The organism is Streptomyces sp. NPDC048106, from assembly GCF_040706415.1.
GTDB lineage: Bacteria > Actinomycetota > Actinomycetes > Streptomycetales > Streptomycetaceae > Streptomyces.
Window position 1 is genome coordinate 117,845 of sequence record NZ_JBEZND010000002.1, and the last position, 16,784, is coordinate 134,628.

At 76.1% G+C, this 16,784-nt stretch carries 13 protein-coding genes; 6 read left to right on the plus strand and 7 right to left on the minus strand.

What is annotated here, in order from left to right; genetic code table 11:
* Genes AB0927_RS02525 through AB0927_RS02540 form a run of 4 tightly spaced genes read right to left on the minus strand, consistent with a single transcriptional unit; the run spans position 1 to position 5,109 of the window.
* Positions 1-264, minus strand: coding sequence for an acyl carrier protein (locus AB0927_RS02525; protein ID WP_366665629.1), 264 nt, complete (start codon positions 262-264; stop codon positions 1-3).
* Positions 261-1,301 carry a pyridoxal-phosphate dependent enzyme gene (locus AB0927_RS02530; protein ID WP_366665630.1) on the minus strand — a complete coding sequence of 347 codons (1,041 nt, stop codon included), beginning with the start codon at positions 1,299-1,301 and terminating at the stop codon, positions 261-263. Before AB0927_RS02530 ends, AB0927_RS02525 begins: the two co-directional genes overlap by 4 nt.
* Positions 1,298-2,785 (minus strand): amino acid adenylation domain-containing protein, encoded by a 1,488-nt coding sequence (locus AB0927_RS02535; RefSeq protein WP_366665631.1) that lies wholly within the window; start codon positions 2,783-2,785, stop codon positions 1,298-1,300. Before AB0927_RS02535 ends, AB0927_RS02530 begins: the two co-directional genes overlap by 4 nt.
* A complete protein-coding gene (locus AB0927_RS02540; protein ID WP_366665632.1) occupies positions 2,785-5,109 on the minus strand; it encodes a lantibiotic dehydratase in 2,325 nt (774 codons plus the stop codon). Before AB0927_RS02540 ends, AB0927_RS02535 begins: the two co-directional genes overlap by 1 nt.
* Positions 5,110-5,416: 307 nt before the next feature.
* Here AB0927_RS02540 and AB0927_RS02545 point away from each other — a divergent pair, with 307 nt between their 5' ends.
* The 3 genes from AB0927_RS02545 to AB0927_RS02555 all read left to right on the plus strand — a co-directional run bounded on the left by AB0927_RS02545 (position 5,417) and on the right by AB0927_RS02555 (position 7,308).
* Entirely contained in the window at positions 5,417-5,605 is a 189-nt protein-coding gene (locus AB0927_RS02545; RefSeq protein WP_239697848.1) for an MbtH family NRPS accessory protein, read from the plus strand.
* Positions 5,598-6,431, plus strand: a complete 834-nt coding sequence (locus AB0927_RS02550) for a 4'-phosphopantetheinyl transferase superfamily protein (RefSeq protein ID WP_366665633.1) — start codon at positions 5,598-5,600, stop codon at positions 6,429-6,431. Before AB0927_RS02545 ends, AB0927_RS02550 begins: the two co-directional genes overlap by 8 nt.
* A 136-nt stretch (positions 6,432-6,567) precedes the next feature.
* Entirely contained in the window at positions 6,568-7,308 is a 741-nt protein-coding gene (locus AB0927_RS02555) for a peptidase E (protein WP_366665634.1), read from the plus strand.
* Between the two features lie 25 nt (positions 7,309-7,333).
* Here the strand turns inward: AB0927_RS02555 and AB0927_RS02560 are convergent, their stop codons facing one another.
* Both AB0927_RS02560 and AB0927_RS02565 read right to left on the minus strand, forming a co-directional pair.
* Entirely contained in the window at positions 7,334-7,945 is a 612-nt protein-coding gene (locus AB0927_RS02560; RefSeq protein ID WP_366665635.1) for a response regulator transcription factor, read from the minus strand.
* Complete coding sequence (locus tag AB0927_RS02565) at positions 7,942-8,544, minus strand: response regulator transcription factor (RefSeq protein WP_366665636.1); 603 nt, start codon at positions 8,542-8,544, stop codon at positions 7,942-7,944. Before AB0927_RS02565 ends, AB0927_RS02560 begins: the two co-directional genes overlap by 4 nt.
* A gap of 449 nt (positions 8,545-8,993) precedes the next feature.
* Here AB0927_RS02565 and AB0927_RS02570 point away from each other — a divergent pair, with 449 nt between their 5' ends.
* The 3 genes from AB0927_RS02570 (at position 8,994) to AB0927_RS02580 (ending at position 15,458) form a co-directional block, all read left to right on the plus strand.
* Positions 8,994-12,113, plus strand: a complete 3,120-nt coding sequence (locus AB0927_RS02570) for a type 2 lanthipeptide synthetase LanM family protein (RefSeq protein ID WP_366665637.1) — start codon at positions 8,994-8,996, stop codon at positions 12,111-12,113.
* A 70-nt stretch (positions 12,114-12,183) separates the two neighbouring features.
* The gene (locus AB0927_RS02575) at positions 12,184-12,405 is read left to right on the plus strand and encodes a hypothetical protein (protein WP_366665638.1); all 222 of its coding nucleotides are present in this window, start codon (positions 12,184-12,186) and stop codon (positions 12,403-12,405) included.
* Positions 12,406-12,542: 137 nt separating this feature from the next.
* Positions 12,543-15,458 (plus strand): AAA family ATPase, encoded by a 2,916-nt coding sequence (locus AB0927_RS02580; RefSeq protein WP_366665639.1) that lies wholly within the window; start codon positions 12,543-12,545, stop codon positions 15,456-15,458.
* A gap of 21 nt (positions 15,459-15,479) precedes the next feature.
* On the opposite strand, the gene AB0927_RS02585 is transcribed toward AB0927_RS02580, so the two are convergent.
* A complete protein-coding gene (locus AB0927_RS02585; protein ID WP_366665640.1) occupies positions 15,480-16,751 on the minus strand; it encodes an MFS transporter in 1,272 nt (423 codons plus the stop codon).
* Positions 16,752-16,784 lie beyond the last annotated feature (33 nt).

Consider the following 16,784-nt stretch of genomic DNA (forward strand, 5'->3'; position numbering starts at 1 on the left):
TCAGGCGGCGCCGTAGTCGGCCTCGACGACCTCGGCCAGCTCCAGGGGCGTCGGGTAGGCGAAGACCAGGGAGACCGGGACGTCGGCGCCGAGGACCTCCTGGAGGCGGCCGGTGATCTGGAAGGCGGTGAGCGAGTCGCCGCCGGCCTCGTAGAAGTCGGTCTCCGCGGTGAGGTCGGGCAGGCGCAGCACGTCCCGGAAGATGCCGACGAGCAGGTCGACGGTGACGACGGGGGTGGCGGCGGTGGCGGTGTTCGGGGTCATGGCGTGGGCTCCTTCGTGTCCGTACGGGTGAGGGTGCGCGGGTGCGCGGGGTGTGCGGTGTGCAGCCGGGCGGGGGTGTTGCCGCCCGAGACGATGGCCACGGCGCGTTCGCGGCGGCCGGCGCGCAGGGCGCCGGCCAGGGCGACGGCTCCGCTGGGTTCGGCGTCGACGCCGAGGCGGTGCAGCAGGGCGGTGGCGGCGAGGATCTCCGCGTCGCCGACGGCGATCAGGTCGTCGACGCGGTCCCGGATGATGGGGTAGGGCACGGCTCCGGGGCACTGGCCGCGCAGTCCGTCCGCGACGGTGGCGCAGGCCGGGAGGCGGACCGGGTGGCCGGCGGCCAGGGAGCGGGCGTAGCGCGGGGTGAGGGCGGGTTCGACGCCGACCACGCGGGCCGGGTGGCCGGCGGCGGCGAGGCACAGGCCGGCGAGGAGTCCGCCGCCGCCGGTGGGGACGTAGACCGTGTCCGTGTCGGGCGCGGCGGCCAGCAGTTCGAGGCCGACCGTGCCCTGTCCGGCGACGACCAGGGGGTGGTCGGAGGACGGTACGAGCACGGCGTCCTGCTCGGCCGCGAGGGCGCGGGCGCGTTCCTCCCGCTCCGCCACTCCCCCGCCCACCCGGACGGTCTCGGCGCCGAGCGCCCGGATGGCGGCGGCCTTCGCCGGCATGGCGCCCGCCGCGAGGACGACGGTCAGCCGGATGCCGAGTGCGCGGGCGATCCTGGCGAGGGCGATGCCGTGGTTGCCGGAGGAGCCGGTGACGACCCGGTCGGCGCCCAGCGCGAGGACGGCGTTGGCGGCCCCGCGCATCTTGAACGAGCCGCCGAGCTGGAGGTGTTCGGCCTTCAGCAGCAGCCGCGTCCCGTGCGCCTGGGTCACCGGACCGGCCAGGAGGGGGGTGCGGACGGTGTACGGCGCGATGCGGGAGGCGGCGGCCAGGAGATCGGCCCTGCCCAGCCCGCCGGCGACCGCCGGCCGCGCCCTGCCCGTACCCGGCGCCTTGGTGCGTGTACCGGCCCCCAGGCCCGTCGTGCTCATGCCGTCCCCCCGCCCGCCAGCACCCGCCGGTCGGCCTTTCCCCCGCGCGTGGTCGGCAGCGCCTGAAGACGCACGAAGCGGCGCGGCATCAGGTGCGGGGGCAGGGTGCGGGCCAGGTGCCGGCGCAGGGTGGCGTCCGTGGTGTCCGCCAGGGCGCCGGTGACGTGGGCGAGCAGGTGGAGGCGGCCCAGGTCGTCGGTGTGCGGGGTGACCACCGCACCGGTGACGCCCGGGTGGGAGAGCAGGGCGCCCTCGATCTCGGCGGGGTCGACGCGGTAGCCGCGGATCTTGAGCTGGCGGTCGGTGCGGCCGGTGTAGTGGAGGCCGCCGGGGCCCCACCGGCCGAGGTCACCGGTGCGGTAGAGCCGGGTGCCGGGCGGGCCGAGGGGATCGGGGACGAAGCAGGCGGCGGTGCGGGCCGGCCGGCCGCCGTAGCCGCGGCTCACGCCGGTTCCGCCGATGTAGACCTCGCCCACCGTGCCGTCGGGGACCGGGGCGAGGGACGCGTCCAGGATCCGGACGACGGCGCCCGCGCGGGGGGTGCCGACGAGGTCGGTGGTGGGGTCGGCGGTGGCGGGCACGCTGTGCCGGGTGGTGGTCATGGTGCACTCGGTGGGGCCGTACTGGTTGACCAGCCGTCCGGGTACGAGGCCGCGGCCGCCCGCGGCGAGGAAGGGCCGCAGCGACTCGCCGCTGGAGGCGACCAGGGTGACTCCGGCGAGGGGTTCGCCGAGGCCGGTCTGTCCGCCCAGGTGGGTGAGGAAGGAGGGGGTGACGCTGAGCAGGGCGGTCACCCCGTGCTCGCGGACGGTGGCGGCGAACTCCGCGGGACGCAGCAGCCGGGCCCGGTCCGTGATCACCAGCCGGGCTCCCGCGAGCAGCGGTACGAAGGTGTCCCGGATGGAGGCGTCGTAACCGAGCGGTGCCGTCTGGAGGGCGACGGCGTCCGGGCCGAGGCCGAACGCCCGCGCGGTGTCGCGGAGATACGCGTCGAGGCTGCCGTGTTCGACCAGTACGGCGCTGGGTTCCCCGGTGCTGCCGGAGGTGTGGCTGACGTAGGCGAGGGCCTGGGGGTCGGCCACCGCGCTGGGGAGCGGGCCGGCCGCGTGTTCCTGGTCCAGCAGGACGGTGGGTATGCCTGGTTCGAGTGCCGGGGCGAGGGCGGAGTGGGTCAGCAGCAGCCGCGCGCCGGCGTTGCGGGCGAAGGCCGTCAGCCGTTCGCGGGGCTGGCCGACGTCCAGGGTGAGGAAGGCGGCGCCGCAGCGCAGCACGGCGGCCATGGCGGCGACCGCGTCCCTGCCGTGCTCGACGGCCACGGCGCAGACGGTCTCGGGGCGCACGCCGCGGGCGTGCAGCAGACGGGCGATCTCCTCGATACGGGTGGCCAGTTGGGCGTACGACACCTGGGCTGCCGGGGTGCTGAGGGCGATGCGGCCGGGGTGGCGCAGGGCGTGGGCGGCGATGTCGTCGGCGACCGTGCGCATCACTGCTCCCCCGCGTCGGTGACGGTCATGTCGACGGCGACGAACCGGAGTTCGGAGGTGTAGCGGCTGCCCTCGTGGTCGGTGAGCCAGGCCTGCTCGGGGGTGGGCAGCATCTCGCTGACCTTGAGCCGGGCGCCGGGGTCCTTGCGGGCGAGCCGGCGGGCCGCCTTGGCGAGGATGGTGATGTACACGGGGCTGTCGAAGTCGACGTAGAACGGCCGGGGTTCGGTGGGCGAGACCACGAACACGAAGCGGGGGAGCTCGTGCCGGCGCTGCCAGTGCCGGGCCTTCACGAAGCGGGCGGCCTCCGTCTTCTCGTCGGCGAAGTCCACCTCGGCGACGGGCAGTTGCCAGGTCTCGCGGGCCACGGTCATCCGGCCGAGGGTGATGCGCGGGGTGTGCTCGCCCTCGGGGCGCAGGGTGAAGCGGTCCATGACGCGCTGGGTGAGGGTGTTGGCGTAGGCGTCGAGCACGTCGTACGTGGTGCCGTCGGGCAGCACCGCGGTGAGCCGGCCGGCCCGGTCCTCGACCCGGACGTCGGCGCTGAGCACGGTGCGCGGGCGGTGCGGGTCGCCGGTCTGGTCGACCAGGGCGACGTAGTGGTCCTGGGGCCGGTCCAGAGAGGGCCGGCTGCGGGTGGACCACTTCAGGGGCAGCTCCTTGGGCAGCATCGGCAGCAGGCGCGGGCCGGGGAAGTCGCGGGTGGTCTCGGCGAGCAGCTCGTCGCGGTCGGGGTGCTGGTACACGAACAGGGAGGCGCCCATGGTGTTCAGCGCGCAGTGCATCTCACCGAGGACGAGGTCCACGTCGCCGCGGGCGAGGGCGGCCTCGTCGTCGGCGACGACCAGCACGTCGGGGCTGATGTAGCGGGCCAGCGACCAGCCGTCGCCGGGCTCGTCGAACTCGCGGCGCACCCGCTCGGCCAGCTCGGCCGTGGCCAGCCGGACCCGGCGGGCGCCCTCGGGCAGGTCGAGGATCCGGGCCCATCTGGCCCGGAGTTCGGCCTGGATCCCGTCGATCAGATCGCCCGCCTCGGGGTGCGGGGAGGGCAGGGTGTGCAGCCACAGGGTGCCCAGGTCGACCGGCTCGCCGCCGGCGCTCAGCCGGTCGTACACGGTGTGCAGGCGGGTGCGGACGGCCTCCGCGAAGCGGTTCGTCATCCAGCGGGCGGCCGTCAGGCAGAGCTGGAGCGGTTCGAGGTGGTCCAGCAGCCCGGCGCCGGTGGTGGCGGTGGCGGCGCGGCGGGCGTCGGAGTACACCAGCCCCCGGCAGGGCGCGGTGCGCTCGCCCTTGGCGCGCTGGGCCTCGCTGTCGGTCAGCTCGGCGAAGTCGGCCTCCAGCGCGGTGATCGCTGCGGTCAGCGCGGTGGCGTCGGTGCCGGCGGCGCGCACGGCGTCCCGGCCGCGTTCCAGCACGGCGAGGCGTGCCAGCGCGCCCTCCCGTGCCGCCTGGTCGGGGACGCGTTCCAGGATGTCGCGCAGGGCGCGGTCGGGGTGGGTGGCGGCGGGGACCTCCAGTCGCCACTGCACCCAGCGGCGGGAGATCAAGTCCCCCACGATGCGGGTCACTTCGTCCTCGGGCAGGCCCAGTTCGGCGGCGATGGCGGGTACGTGCCGGGTGCCGTCGCAGCGTTCCAGTACGGCGCGCTCGGCTGCGGAGGCCTGCCGGGCCGGGCGGCCCGGGACCTGGACCGTGCCGTCCGCGCAGCGCACGAACGAGACGCGGCGCGGCGGGATCCAGCGCATCAGCGCGCTGTCCGCGGCCAGCACCTTGGCGAGGGCGTCGATCGCCCAGCCGGAGAAGTACACCTCCCGGCCGGCGAGGAAGCCGTCGCCGGGGGTCACGGCGACGCCGCCCCGGTCGGCCAGGTCCCAGTGGCCCCAGCCGACCGGGCCGAAGAAGCCGATGGTGTCGTTCTTCACGCAGAACCGCTGCCAGTAGTGCGCGACCAGCTCCTCGCGCTGGCGGGGCATGCTGCTGCGGCCCTCCGCGCTCGGGGTCCAGCGCAGGAAGGGGGCGATGCCGGTGCGCAGGACGGCGGGGTTCTGCCAGGCGAGCGCGGCCTGGAAGCGGGGCTGGGCGGCGATCCGCTGGAGGTAACGGGCGGTGTCGACGGCGGCCGTCGCGAGGTCCTCGGTGAAGGCCGTCCACTCGGGTCCGGACAGCTCGCTGCCGGGGCCGAACTTGTCGGCGGCCTCGGCGAGTCCGGGCGGCGCGAGGCGCAGCACGCCGTCGGCGGGGAAGCCGGGGCCGCGGAGCGCGAACTGCTCCCACAGCCGCCAGCCTCCGCCCGGCAGCAGGACAGGTGCGTGCTCGTCCGACATCGCGTGCTCCTTCCACAATGGGGTGCGCGGGAAATCGCGTGGCCCGGGGTTTCCGGGGTGCCGGGCGGCCCGCGACCGAAAGCACGGTCCCGCGTCAGGGCCGTAGGTCACCAGGGAAGATCCGGCAGCAACGGGTGCCACCGGTTCGGCGCGTTCGTCCCTGACCCGGCGGGGCGGCGGCCGGGCACGCTTTCGTCGCCGGACCCGGATCCGCGGCCGGCCCATCACCTGCGGGAGGTTCACCGTGACGCAATCCCACTCCGCGAACGGCACCGGCGGCGACGAGACCCGCCCCGGCGCCGAGGACGTGTATCTCGTGGTGCGCAACGACGAGGAGCAGTACTCGATCTGGCGGGCGGACCGCGAGCTGCCGGCCGGCTGGTACCGGGAGGGCCGCAGCGGCAGCCGGCAGGAGTGCCTGGACCACATCGACGTGATCTGGACGGACATGCGCCCGCTGAGCCTGCGCCGCCGGCTTGCCGGGGCCGATGTCTGAGGTCCGGCCGGCCCTGGTGCCGGCCAGGCCGGCCAACGCACCGCCCACCGCGGCACCGCCCTTACTGCCGACGGCCCGCCCGGTCGGTACGCCTCCCCCGGCGCCGCTCCCCGGCCCCCTGTGCCCCGCCCTCCTGGACCTGCCCGGCCTGGGGTACCCCCCGTACGCCATCGGTCCCCGGCCGCTGCGCGGCCCGCTGGAGCTGTACCTGACCGAGGTCGGCGCCCAGGACGACCGGTCGCTGCTGCGCGCACAGGAGTTGCTGGACGCCGAGGAGCGGGCGCGGGCCCGGGCGTTCCGGCGGGCCCGGGACCGCGACGCCTACGTGATCGCGCACGCGACGCTGCGCACCCTGCTCAGCCCGCTGCTGGGCGTCCCGGCGGACGAGCTGCCGCTGATGCGGGAGCCGTGCGCGGGGTGCGGCGGTCCGCACGGGCGGCCGGCGCTGCGCACCTCGGGGGTGCACTTCTCCCTGTCGCACAGCGGGGACCTGGTGCTGGTGGCGCTCGCCGGCGCGCCGGTCGGGGTCGATGTGGAGGGGGTGGCCACCGTGGAGGCGGTGCGCAGCGCCCAGTGCGCGCTGCACGCGGCGGAGGTGGCGGAGCTGGCCCGGCTCCCGGCGCACGAGCGGCAGGCCGCCTTCACCCGGACCTGGGTCCGCAAGGAGGCGTACCTGAAGGGGCTGGGGACGGGACTGGTGCGTGATCCGGCCCTGGACCACGTCGGCACCGGACCACGGCCGGTGCCGCCCTCGCCGAAGTGGCTCCTGCGGGACGTCCTCGTCCCGGCGGGGTACGCGGCGGCCGTGGCGCTGCGGCGGGAGTGACAGCACCAGGAGAGCGGCGCACACGAAGACGGCGGGGACCGGTCCGACGACCGGTCCCCGCCGCGTTGTCCGCCCCCGCTCCCGCCTTCACGACTCCCCCACGTACGGAACACGTCCCCCGCGCTACGATCACCGCGTGACCGCCCCGGAACCCACCATCGTCGCCACCTCCGGAGGACACCGGGCCGCCGCGCGCACCAGGGTGCTCTTCGACTCCCTGGTCCACCACGCGGTCGACCTCTCCGGCGTGCACGGCAGGCGCCCGCGCATCCTGTACGTCGGCACCGCGATCGGGGACGCCGAGCACGTCGCGGCACGGATGGCGGAGGCGGCCCGGGTGGCGGGCTTCGACCTGACGCCCCTGCACCTGTTCCCCATGCCGAACGTCGAGGACGTCGAGGGCACGGTGCTGGACCACGACGTGGTCTGGGTGATGGGCGGTTCGGTGGCCAACCTGCTCGCCGTGTGGCGGGTGCACTCCCTCGACGCGGTGCTGCGGCGCGCCTGGCGGGCGGGCGTGGTGCTCGCCGGGGTGAGCGCGGGTTCCATCTGCTGGTTCGAGGGCGGTGCGACGGACTCCTTCGGGCCCGAACTGCGGCCGGTGACCAACGGGTTGGGGCTGCTGCCGTACGGCAACGGGGTGCACTACGACTCCGACCCGGGCCGGCGACCGCTGATCCACCGGCTGGTCGCCGACGGCACCCTGCCCGCGGCGCACTGCACCGACGACGGGGTGGGCCTGGTCTACCGGGGCACCGAACTGGTCGAGGCCGTGGCGGAGTTGCCGGACAAGGGAGCGTACGTGGTGCGCCGCGAGGACGGGCGGGCCGTGGAGGAGCGGCTCACCCCACGGCTGCTGCCGGCCCCCGGCCGCTGACGTCCGGGGCGACGGCCGCCGCATCTCAGATCAGCGCGTGGCGCACCGCGCGCGCCACCGCGTGGGCTCGGTTGCGGGCGCCGAGCCGGGCCATGATCTCGTAGACCACGTTCTTCACGGTGTGCTCGGAGCAGTGCAGCAACTGTGCGATGCCCGCGTTGCCGTGGCCCTCCGCCATGAGCCGCAGCACGGACATCTGACGACTGGTCAGGGCCGGTGGCCGGTCCTCGTGCGGGGCGGGCGCGGGGCCGGGCCCGGTGGTCAGCAGGTGGGACAGCTCCGGGTAGGGGATGCTCGGGTGCGGCGCCCCGGCGCGGCGCACGGCCGCCGCGAGGCTCTCCTCGGTGAGGTCCGCCCGGCGCAGCACGACGGCCCCGGCGCGCAGGGCCTCCAGCAGCCCGGCGCGGCCCACCGTGTCGCACACGAGCAGCAGCGGGCCGGTCAACCGCGTGGCGCGCAGGGCCCGTTCGGCGTCGTCGGCGACGACGACGGTGACGGTTCCGGGCTGCCCGTGGCCGGGCGCGCAGTCCAGTCCGGCGCGGCGGGCGAGTTCGCGCACCCGGTCCGCGTGCCGGGCCGGCAGGATGCGCAGGGTCGTGGTCACACCGCCCGGTGCGGCGGTCAGGGTGGCGGTCACAGCAGGCCCGCCCGGAGCGCGTAGGCGACCGCGTGGGCACGGTTGCGCAGCCGGAACCGCTGGGTGATGTCGTGGACGACGGTGGTCACGGTGCGGGGCGAGTAGGCGAGGCGCTGGGCGATCTCCGCCGTCTCGTGGCCGTCGGCGACCAGCCGCAGCACGGAGCGTTCGCGGTCGGAGAGCGAGCCGCCGGCCCAGCCGCGCTCGGCCCCCTCGGAGTGGTCGAGGACCTGTTCGAGCAGGTCGGTGGGGACGGTGCAGTCGTCCTGGGCGGCGGCCAGCACCGCGTGGGCCAGCCGGGACGCGTCGGCCTCGCGGCGCAGCAGCAGCCCCCGGGTGCCGGCGGCCAGGGCGTGCAGGGCGTCTCCGGAGGCGAGCGCGCCGGCCACCAGGACGACGGCGGGGCGCTGCCGGTGGGCGCGGGTGGTGCGCACCATGTCGAGTTCGGCCGGGCCGAGCCGGTCCACGGTGAGCACGGCGACCCGGGCGTCGCCGGGCTCGCACACGGTGAGTTCCGGGCAGGCGAGCAGGGTACTGCGGGTGCCGGCCTCCAGGACCGGGTCGAGGGCGACCACACCTACGGGGACGGGAACTCCCATCTTCTGCTCCTTGCAAGGTCGTTCGCCCTGTGGTGAGCACCGCGGGCGGCCTGTGGGGTACGACGCTCACCCTGCCGCCGCCGCCGGGGCGCGGGCATCGGTAGTCGGTCCCCACCTTTCCGGTCCGGGCCCGCCGCCGGGAGGGGGGTCCGGGCCCCGGCGGGCCGGGTGGGAGGCGTCGCCGGGCCGTCGCCGCGCACGTGGGGGCGTGGACGGCGGCCGTGGGGGCGCCCGCCGGGTGCCGGGTGCGGGGGACGGTCGTAGGGGCCCTTGGGGAGCGGTCGTACCCGGGTGGTGGGGATGTCGCGGGTGGTCCTGGGTAGTACGGCACCGACCTGCGGTTTCCCCATGTGCCGGGGTGCCCTTCCCCACCCGTGGGGGAGGGCCGGGAAGAATATGGGGGTCACTTCCCCATGTGGGGGTCGCCCCGGTCTGCGACCTTCGTTGACGTGACTGAGACCGCCAGCCTCCCGACGCCCCGGAGCGCCGGCCTGCCGCTCGCCTGGTGGGCCCCGGCGCTGTCCCTCGCGGAGCGCCTCGCCGCCCCCGGCCGCCCGGCCGCGCCCGCCGACCCCGACGCCGCCCGGCGTGCCCCCTGGGCCGCCGGGGACGCGGAGGGCTTCGCGCTGCGGCTGGCTCACCTGGGGGTGGACGGTGCCACGGCGGCGGCCCTCGCGGCGGAGCCCGCCGAAGCGCTGGCCGCCCGCGCCGACCGGCCCCGCTGGGCGCGGTACGTGGAAGCGGCACTGGACGCCGCCCCCGAGCAGCGCGAGGAGCCGGCTGCGGACGGCACGGGCGCCGAGGTCTTCGCCCATGTCGTACACCCCCTCGTCGCCCCGGCCGCCGGGCGCCTCGCCGGTCTGCTGCCGGGCGTGCCCGCCGCCGAACGGACCGTCTGGCAGGGCGAGTTCGGCGACTGGCTGACGGCCCAGCTGGTGCGGCTCGCGGCCCGTACCCTCGTGCGGGAACTCGCCGGGGCGCGGCGCGCCGGGCGTCTGGCGGGGGCGACGCCGCGCGAGCGGTTCGCGTCCTTCGTCGCCGGTGCGGGCACCCGGCGGGGGCTCGGCGAACTGCTCGCCGCCTACCCGGTGCTGGCCCGGATGCTCGGGCAGACCGCGCTGGACGCGCTGGACGCGGCGGCCGAACTGGTGGCCCGCTTCCAGGCCGACCGGGCCGAGTTGGTCGCCACTCTCCTCGACGGGCGCGACCCGGGTCTGCTCGCCCGCGTGGAACTCGGGCTCGGCGACGCGCACCAGGGCAACCGGTCGGTGGCGGTCCTGCGCTTCGCGGACGGCGCGCGCGTCGTGTACAAGCCGCGGCCGCTCGGCCAGCACGCCCTGCTGGACGAGCTGGCGGCCTGGCTGGACGCCAAGGTGCCGAACCTCGCGCTGCGCACCGCGCGCACGGTGCGCCGGGAGGGTTACGGCTGGCTGGAGTTCGTGGCGCACCGCTGGTGCCGGTCGGTGACCGAGACGGACGCCTTCTACCGCCGCCAGGGCGTGCTGCTCGCGCTGCTGTACGCGGTGGACGGCGCCGACATGCACTACGAGAACGTCATCGCCTGCGGCGACCAGCCGGTCCTGGTGGACGCCGAGACCCTGCTGCACACCGGGCTCGGGCAGCCCATGACGGCCGGCGCCGACCCGGCCGCGGACGCCCTGCACACCTCCGTGCACCGCACCTGCCTCCTGCCCCATCTGCTGATCGGCGAGGACGGCGCGCTGGACATCTCGGCGCTGGGCCGCTCCACCGACGGCACCTTCCCCGGCGAGGGGCTGCACTGGGCGGACAGCGGCCTGGACACCATGCGCGCCGTGCGGGGGCCGCTGCTCAGCCCCGCCGGGCAGAACCAGCCGCTGCCCGGCGGCCGCCCCCTGGACGGCGCCGACCACCGGGCGGCCCTGCTCGACGGTTTCCGCACGGCGTACGCGGCCATCGCGGCGCACGGCGGCGAACTGACCGGCGAGGAAGGCCCGTTGGCGGCAGGGGCGGACAGTCCGGCGCGGCTGATCGCCCGGGCCACCCGGCTGTACGCGACCCTGCTGGAGGAGTCCACGCATCCGGCGCTGCTCGGTGACGCGCTCGCCCGGGACGGTGTGTTCGCCGTGCTGTGGACCGAGTCCGAGCACGACGAGGCGCGCCGGCGGCTCGTCGAGCACGAGACGGCGGACCTGTGGCGCGGGGACATCCCGCTGTTCACCCACCGGCCGTCCGGCACCGCGGTCCGGGCGGCCGACGGGACCTGGCTGGCGGACGTGCTGCCGGAGGCGAGCCTGGCCGCGGTACGCAAGAAGATCGCGCGGATGGACGAGGTCGACTGCCGCGACCAGGAGTGGATCGTCTCGGCGACCCTGGCCGCGCGGGGCGCCTGCGCCCCGGCGGACCGGCCGAGGTCCGCGCTCGCCGTGGCGCCCGTGCCGGCCGTCGTGCCCGACGCCTCACGGCTGCTGGCCGCCGTGTGCGGGATCGCCGACGACATCGCCGCCCGCGCGGTACGGGACGGCGGCCGAGCCAACTGGCTTGGACTGGAGCGGGTTTCGGGGCCGCACTGGGCGGTGCTGCCGATGGGCGCCGGGCTCGCGCAGGGTTACTGCGGGGTCGCGCTCTTCCTGGCCCAGACGGGCGCGCTGACCGGGGCCGACCGGTACACCGCGCTGGCCCGGGAGGCGGTACGGCCGCTGCCCGCCCTGCTCGCGGCCCTGGCCGCCGACCCCGAGCTGGGCGCGGCGGCGGGCCCCGGTGCCTACGACGGTCTCGGCGGGGTCTGTTACGCCCTGGTCCGGCTGTCGGCGTTGCTGGGCGAGGAGTTGGCGGACAGTCTGCCGCACGCGCTCACCGCGCTGGGCCACGCCGCGGCCGGCTGCCCGGACCCGGGGCTGGCCGGCGGCACGGCCGGGGCGCTGGCCGCCGCCGTCGCCGTGCACGAGGCGACCGGGACGCCGGGGGCGCTGGAGCTGGCGGACGCCCTGGCGGACCGACTGTGCCAGGTCGGGCCCGTCGACGACGCCGGCTTCGCGGACGGTGCCGCCGGGATCGGCTGGGCGCTGCTGCGGTACGCCGCCGTACGGCCCGGACGGTCCGCGGCGCACGCGGCCGGGCGGGCCCTGCTCGACGGCGCGGTCCGGCGGGCGCGGGCCACGGACACGGATCCCTCGTGGGCGCGCGGGCTCGCCGGAGTGGCGGCCGCCGCCTCGGCACTCCCCGCGGCGCCCGTCCCGGGTCTCCCCGAACGTCCTTCCCGAGCCGCCGAGTTCTCGCTCCGGCTGCGGGACGCCGAGGTCGGGCCCGATCTCAGCCTCGGCCAGGGCGCCCTCGGGACGCTGGAAGCCCTCGCCGTCCTGGCCGCGCGGGGCGACCTCCCGGCCGCCGAGGCCCTGTCCCTGCGCACCGGCCAGGCCCTCGCGTTCGTCGAGGCGCAGGACCACCGATGCGCCACCCCCGACCACGTGCCCTCCCCCGGGCTGCTGACCGGTCTCTCCGGCATCGGCTACGGACTGCTCCGCCTGGCCCACCCGGGCACCGTGCCCTCCGTCCTGCTCCTCGGACACCCCGCCCGGCTGGGCGACTGACCACCTCGCACCTCCTCCGCCTCCACCCCCGTGCCCACCCGCACGGGACCACTCGAAGGGGACCACCGTCATGGACAAGAACCTCGCCACCACCGCCGCCGTCACCGCCGCCACCGCCGCCGAGGGCGTCACCGAGGTCGCGGCCGAGGAGCAGGACGCCGCGGGCGGCATCACCCTCAAGGGCCGCAACCGCGCCTGCGCCCGTGCCCGGGTGCTGGCCGGGATGGTCCTCACCAGCGGCATCGTCATCACGCTCAGCACCATCGACACCTCGGTCTCCGCCCCCCGGTAGACGGCCGCCGGCTGCGACAGGCGTGATGGCGCGGACCCGCCGGGCGGGTCCGCGCCGCCGTGTGCGCGAGCGGAGGAACACGGTCCGGTCCGGGCGACCTGCCACAGGTCGCGATATTCCGATTATCATCTACGTTCATGCGTTCCCATGCGCCTTCCCTGGTCGGGCGGGGTCCCCAACTCCACCAGCTCGAACGTGCGCTGACCGGCGCTCAGCAGGGACGCGGTGGTGTGGTCTTCCTGGTCGGCGAGGCCGGCGTCGGCAAGTCGCGCCTCGCGGCCGAGGTCGTGGGCGGCGCGCTCGACGCCGGCATGCGGGTGCTGCGCGGCCGCAGCAGCACCACGGGCCCGGCGGTGCCGTTCCGGCCGCTGACCGAGGCGCTGATGTCCCTCTTCCGCGGCGGCGAGTCCATGGACGACCTGGCCCTCGGCCCGTACCGGCCGGTGCTCGGGCGGCTGATTCCCGACTGGGACACCGGTGAGCGCGAGAGCAGCTCCATGGTCATCCTGGGCGAGGCGGTGCTGCGGCTGCTCATCGCGGCCGGGCGCGGACAGGGCCAGCTCCTGCTCCTGGAGGACCTGCACGACGCCGACCCCGAGACGCTCGGCGTTCTCGAATACCTCGTGGACAACCTGGAGTACACGCCCGTCCTGCTGCTCGCCACCATACGCACGGACTTCAGCGACGCCCTGGACCTGGCCCAGTCCGCCCGCCGGCGCGGTGCCGCCGCCCTGCTGGAGATCCCGCCGCTGACCCGGGCGCAGGCGCACGAGATGATCGCGGCCCAACTGGGCGTGGCGGAGCCGCGGGAGGTGCCCGCGCCGGTGCTCCAGCGGCTGTGGGAGGACAGCTCCGGCAGCCCGTACCTGGTCGAGGAACTGCTCCAGACCATGATCGGGTCGGGCACCCTGGTGCAGGGTCCGGACGGCTGGCGGGCGATCGGGGACCTGCGCAGCGACGTCTCCTCGACGCTGGCGCGGGACATCCTGCGCCGCATCGACCGGCTCGGCGCGCAGGGCCTGACCCTGCTGTCGGCGGCCGCCGTGCTCGGCCGGCGCTTCCCGCTGACGGTGCTCCAGCGGATGAGCGGCGTGGACGACCGCGCGCTGCTCAGCCATCTGCACGCGGGCGTGGCGGCGCGGTTGGTGATCCCCGACGAACCGGCCCCCGACTGGTACTCCTTCCGGCACTCCCTGACCGTGGAGGCCCTGTTCACGCAGATGACGCCCGGCCAGCGGGCCGATCTCGCGCGCAAGGGCGCCGAGGCGGTCGAGGAACTACATCCCGAGCTGGGCGGTGACTGGTGCGCGCTGGCGGCGGGACTGCGCAGCGAGGCCGGGGACCTCGGCGCGGCCGGGCTGCTGTTCGCGGACGCGGGCGGCCGGGCCCTCGCGGCCGGTGCGCTCGGCTCGGCGGTGACGCTGCTCGGCCGCGCCGAGAACCTGCTGGCCGAGGCCGGCGACGCGCAGGGGCGGGCCGCGGTCCTGGAGAACCTGCTGCCGGCGCTCGCCGAGGCCGGCGACTTCGCGCGCGCCTTCGAACTGGCCGAGGACCTGCACGTGCTGGGCGGCTCGGGGCTCAGTCCGGTCCGGCTCGCCACGCTGCACGCCCGGCTCGCCAAGGTCGCCCACACGGCGGGGCGGTGGAGCGACGGCAACCGGCAGGTGGCCCGCGCCCGGGAGGTGCTGGCGGCCGCGCCGGACGAGGTGACCGCCGCCACCGTCGACGTGACCGCCGCCTACCTGGCCCTCGACACCCCCGGCCCGGACCGCACCCAGCACGCGGAGAAACTGGCCCGCTCGGCCGCCGACACCGCCGAACGCCACGGGCTGCCCGTGGTCGCCTGCCAGGCACAGGAGTTGCTCGCCACCGTGGCCCGCGAACGGGACCCGGAGGAGTCCGAGGCGATGCTCGGCCAGGCCCTCGCCACGGCCGAACGCCACCGGCTGCCGTTGCAGCGGATGTACGCGGCCACCCGGCTCGGCGGCAACGCCTGGCTCGCCGAGGGCGAGACCGCCGGCCTGCTGGCGGCGCGCGAGGAGGCGCTGCGGCTCGGCTCGGTCAACATCGTGCACACCGTCGACGGCATCCTCGTACTCGACGCGGTGCTGCGCGGGCAGTACGACACCGCCCGCACGACCGCCGACGAGTGCCTGGCCGTCGTACGACGGCTGCGGCTCGCGCCCGCCGTGCGCTACGTCCTGATGGCGCAGGCCGTCCTGGAGGCGCACCGCGCCGACCGTGCCGGGATGGAGGCGGCGCTGGCCGCGTTCGCGGAGTGGGACGGGGCCGGTTCGCAGGAGGAACCGCTGAGTCACGGGCTGGCCCGCGCCTTCTGCGCGCTCCTGGAGGAGGACCGGGAGCTGGCCCGCGCCGACCTGGGCACGGTGCTGGCGCTGGAGGCGGACAACCCCTCGACCTACCACCTCAGCGGCACCCACGGCATGGTGCTGCTGCTGGACGTGCTCGCCGGGCGCGCGGACCGGACCCGGCACGCGGAGATCACCGCCACCGCGATGGCCCGGATGCGCTGGAACCGGCACTTCGTGCTGCTCACCGAGGCCGTGCTGCTGGGCCGGGAGGGTGCGGGGGCGCGGGCGGCGCGGGCGGTCGAGGCGGCGCAGGCGGTGGCGGAGCCGTATCCGCTGGCCCGGCACCTCGGGCTGCGGCTGATCGCGGACGCGGCGCACCAGGACGGCTGGGGCGACCCGGTCGCCTGGCTGCGGCAGGCGGAGCACTACTTCCACGAGCGGGACGTACCGGCCGTCGCGGGCGCCTGCCGGGCGGGCCTGCGCCGGCTGGGCGCCCCCGTGCGCCAGCACCGCACCGGCAGCAGCGGCATCCCGGACCAGCTTCGCGCCCAGGGCGTCACGGTGCGGGAGTTCGAGGTGTTCCGGCTGCTCGCGGAGCGGCTGTCCAACAAGGACATCGCCGACCGGCTGTTCATCTCGCCCCGTACGGCGGAGAAGCACATCGCCAGTCTGATCACGAAGACGGGGGCGGCCAACCGCGCCGATCTGTGCGCGCGTTCGGCCGCCCTGCGTGATTCCTAGGGCCTGTCTGCCAGGGAGGTCCTAGCGCATCTCACGCACCGCCCGCGAGCCGAGTACCGCGAGGCCCGTGAGGGCGAGCACCCCGGCGACCACTCCGAACAGGGCGAGCGTGCTGGTCCGGGCCAGCGCGCCGCACACGATGAGCGACAGCGGGGCGGCGGCGTAGCCGAGGACCATGTCGACCGAGATGACCCGGCTGAGCACCTCCTGGGGGATGTTGCGCTGGATCCAGCTCAGTCCGAACACGCCCTGGAAGCCGATGGCGAAGCCCATGGCCAGCACGGTCGCCACGACCGCCGGGGTGCTGTGCACCAGGCCGAGGACCGCCATCCCCGCGCCCAGCCAGCCGGCCAGTCCGGCGACCAGCAGCCCCACCCGGGGCCTGCCGCCCATCGCGCCGCCCGCCAGGGTGCCGAGCATCGCGCCGCCGGCGAGCGAGCCGTTGAGCACGCCCAGGGTGGCCGAGCCGCCGCGCAGCACCTGGTCGGCGAGCGTGGCGAAACCGACCGTGAAGGGCCCGGCGTAACAGAAGTTGACGGCGGTGTCGAGGACGACGACGGTCCGCAGGCGGGGATCGCGCAGGGTGAAGACGACGCCTTCGCGGATGCGGGCGCCGAGGGACGGGGGGCGCTCAACTCCCCTGTTGTTCTCGGTCTTCGGCGCCTCCTTCCGCACGGCTCCGGTGCGCGGCCGGGTGGCGATACGGGACACGCACCAGCCGCACAGCGCGAAGCACACCGCGTCGACCACGAACGCGACCGGCGCCCGGGTCAGCGCGATGACCACGCCGCCGACCGCCGGGCCGACGACGGCCGCGGTGCGCGAGCCGGCACCCAGCAGCGCGTTGGCCGGGGTGAGCAGGTTCTCGTCCACCACGGAGGGCAGGATCGACACGCGGGCGGGCTGGAAGAAGGCGTCGACCGCGCCGAACGCGGCGGCCGCCGCGCACAGCATCCAGATCGTCAGGTGTCCGGTGAGCCCGGCCAGTCCGACCCCGGCCATCAGGGCGGCGCGGGTCAAGCTGGAGGCGATCATCAGGGTGCGGGTGGACCAGGAGTCGCTGAGGGTGCCGCCGACCAGGGTGAGCAGGGCGCGGGGCACGGCCTGGAAGGCGAGGACGTAGCCGAGGGTGAGGGTGGAGCCGGTCAGGCCGAGGGTGATCCAGGAGAAGGCGACGACGCTGAAGCCGTCGCCGAGCAGGGACAACGACTGTCCCAGCCACAGGAGTCGGAAGGGCCGCTGCCGGGCGGGGGCCCACAGCCGGGGGCCGGCGCCGGCGAGGGTGGTGGCCATGATGTGCCTTTCGGAGTGCGGACGCGCGCGGCG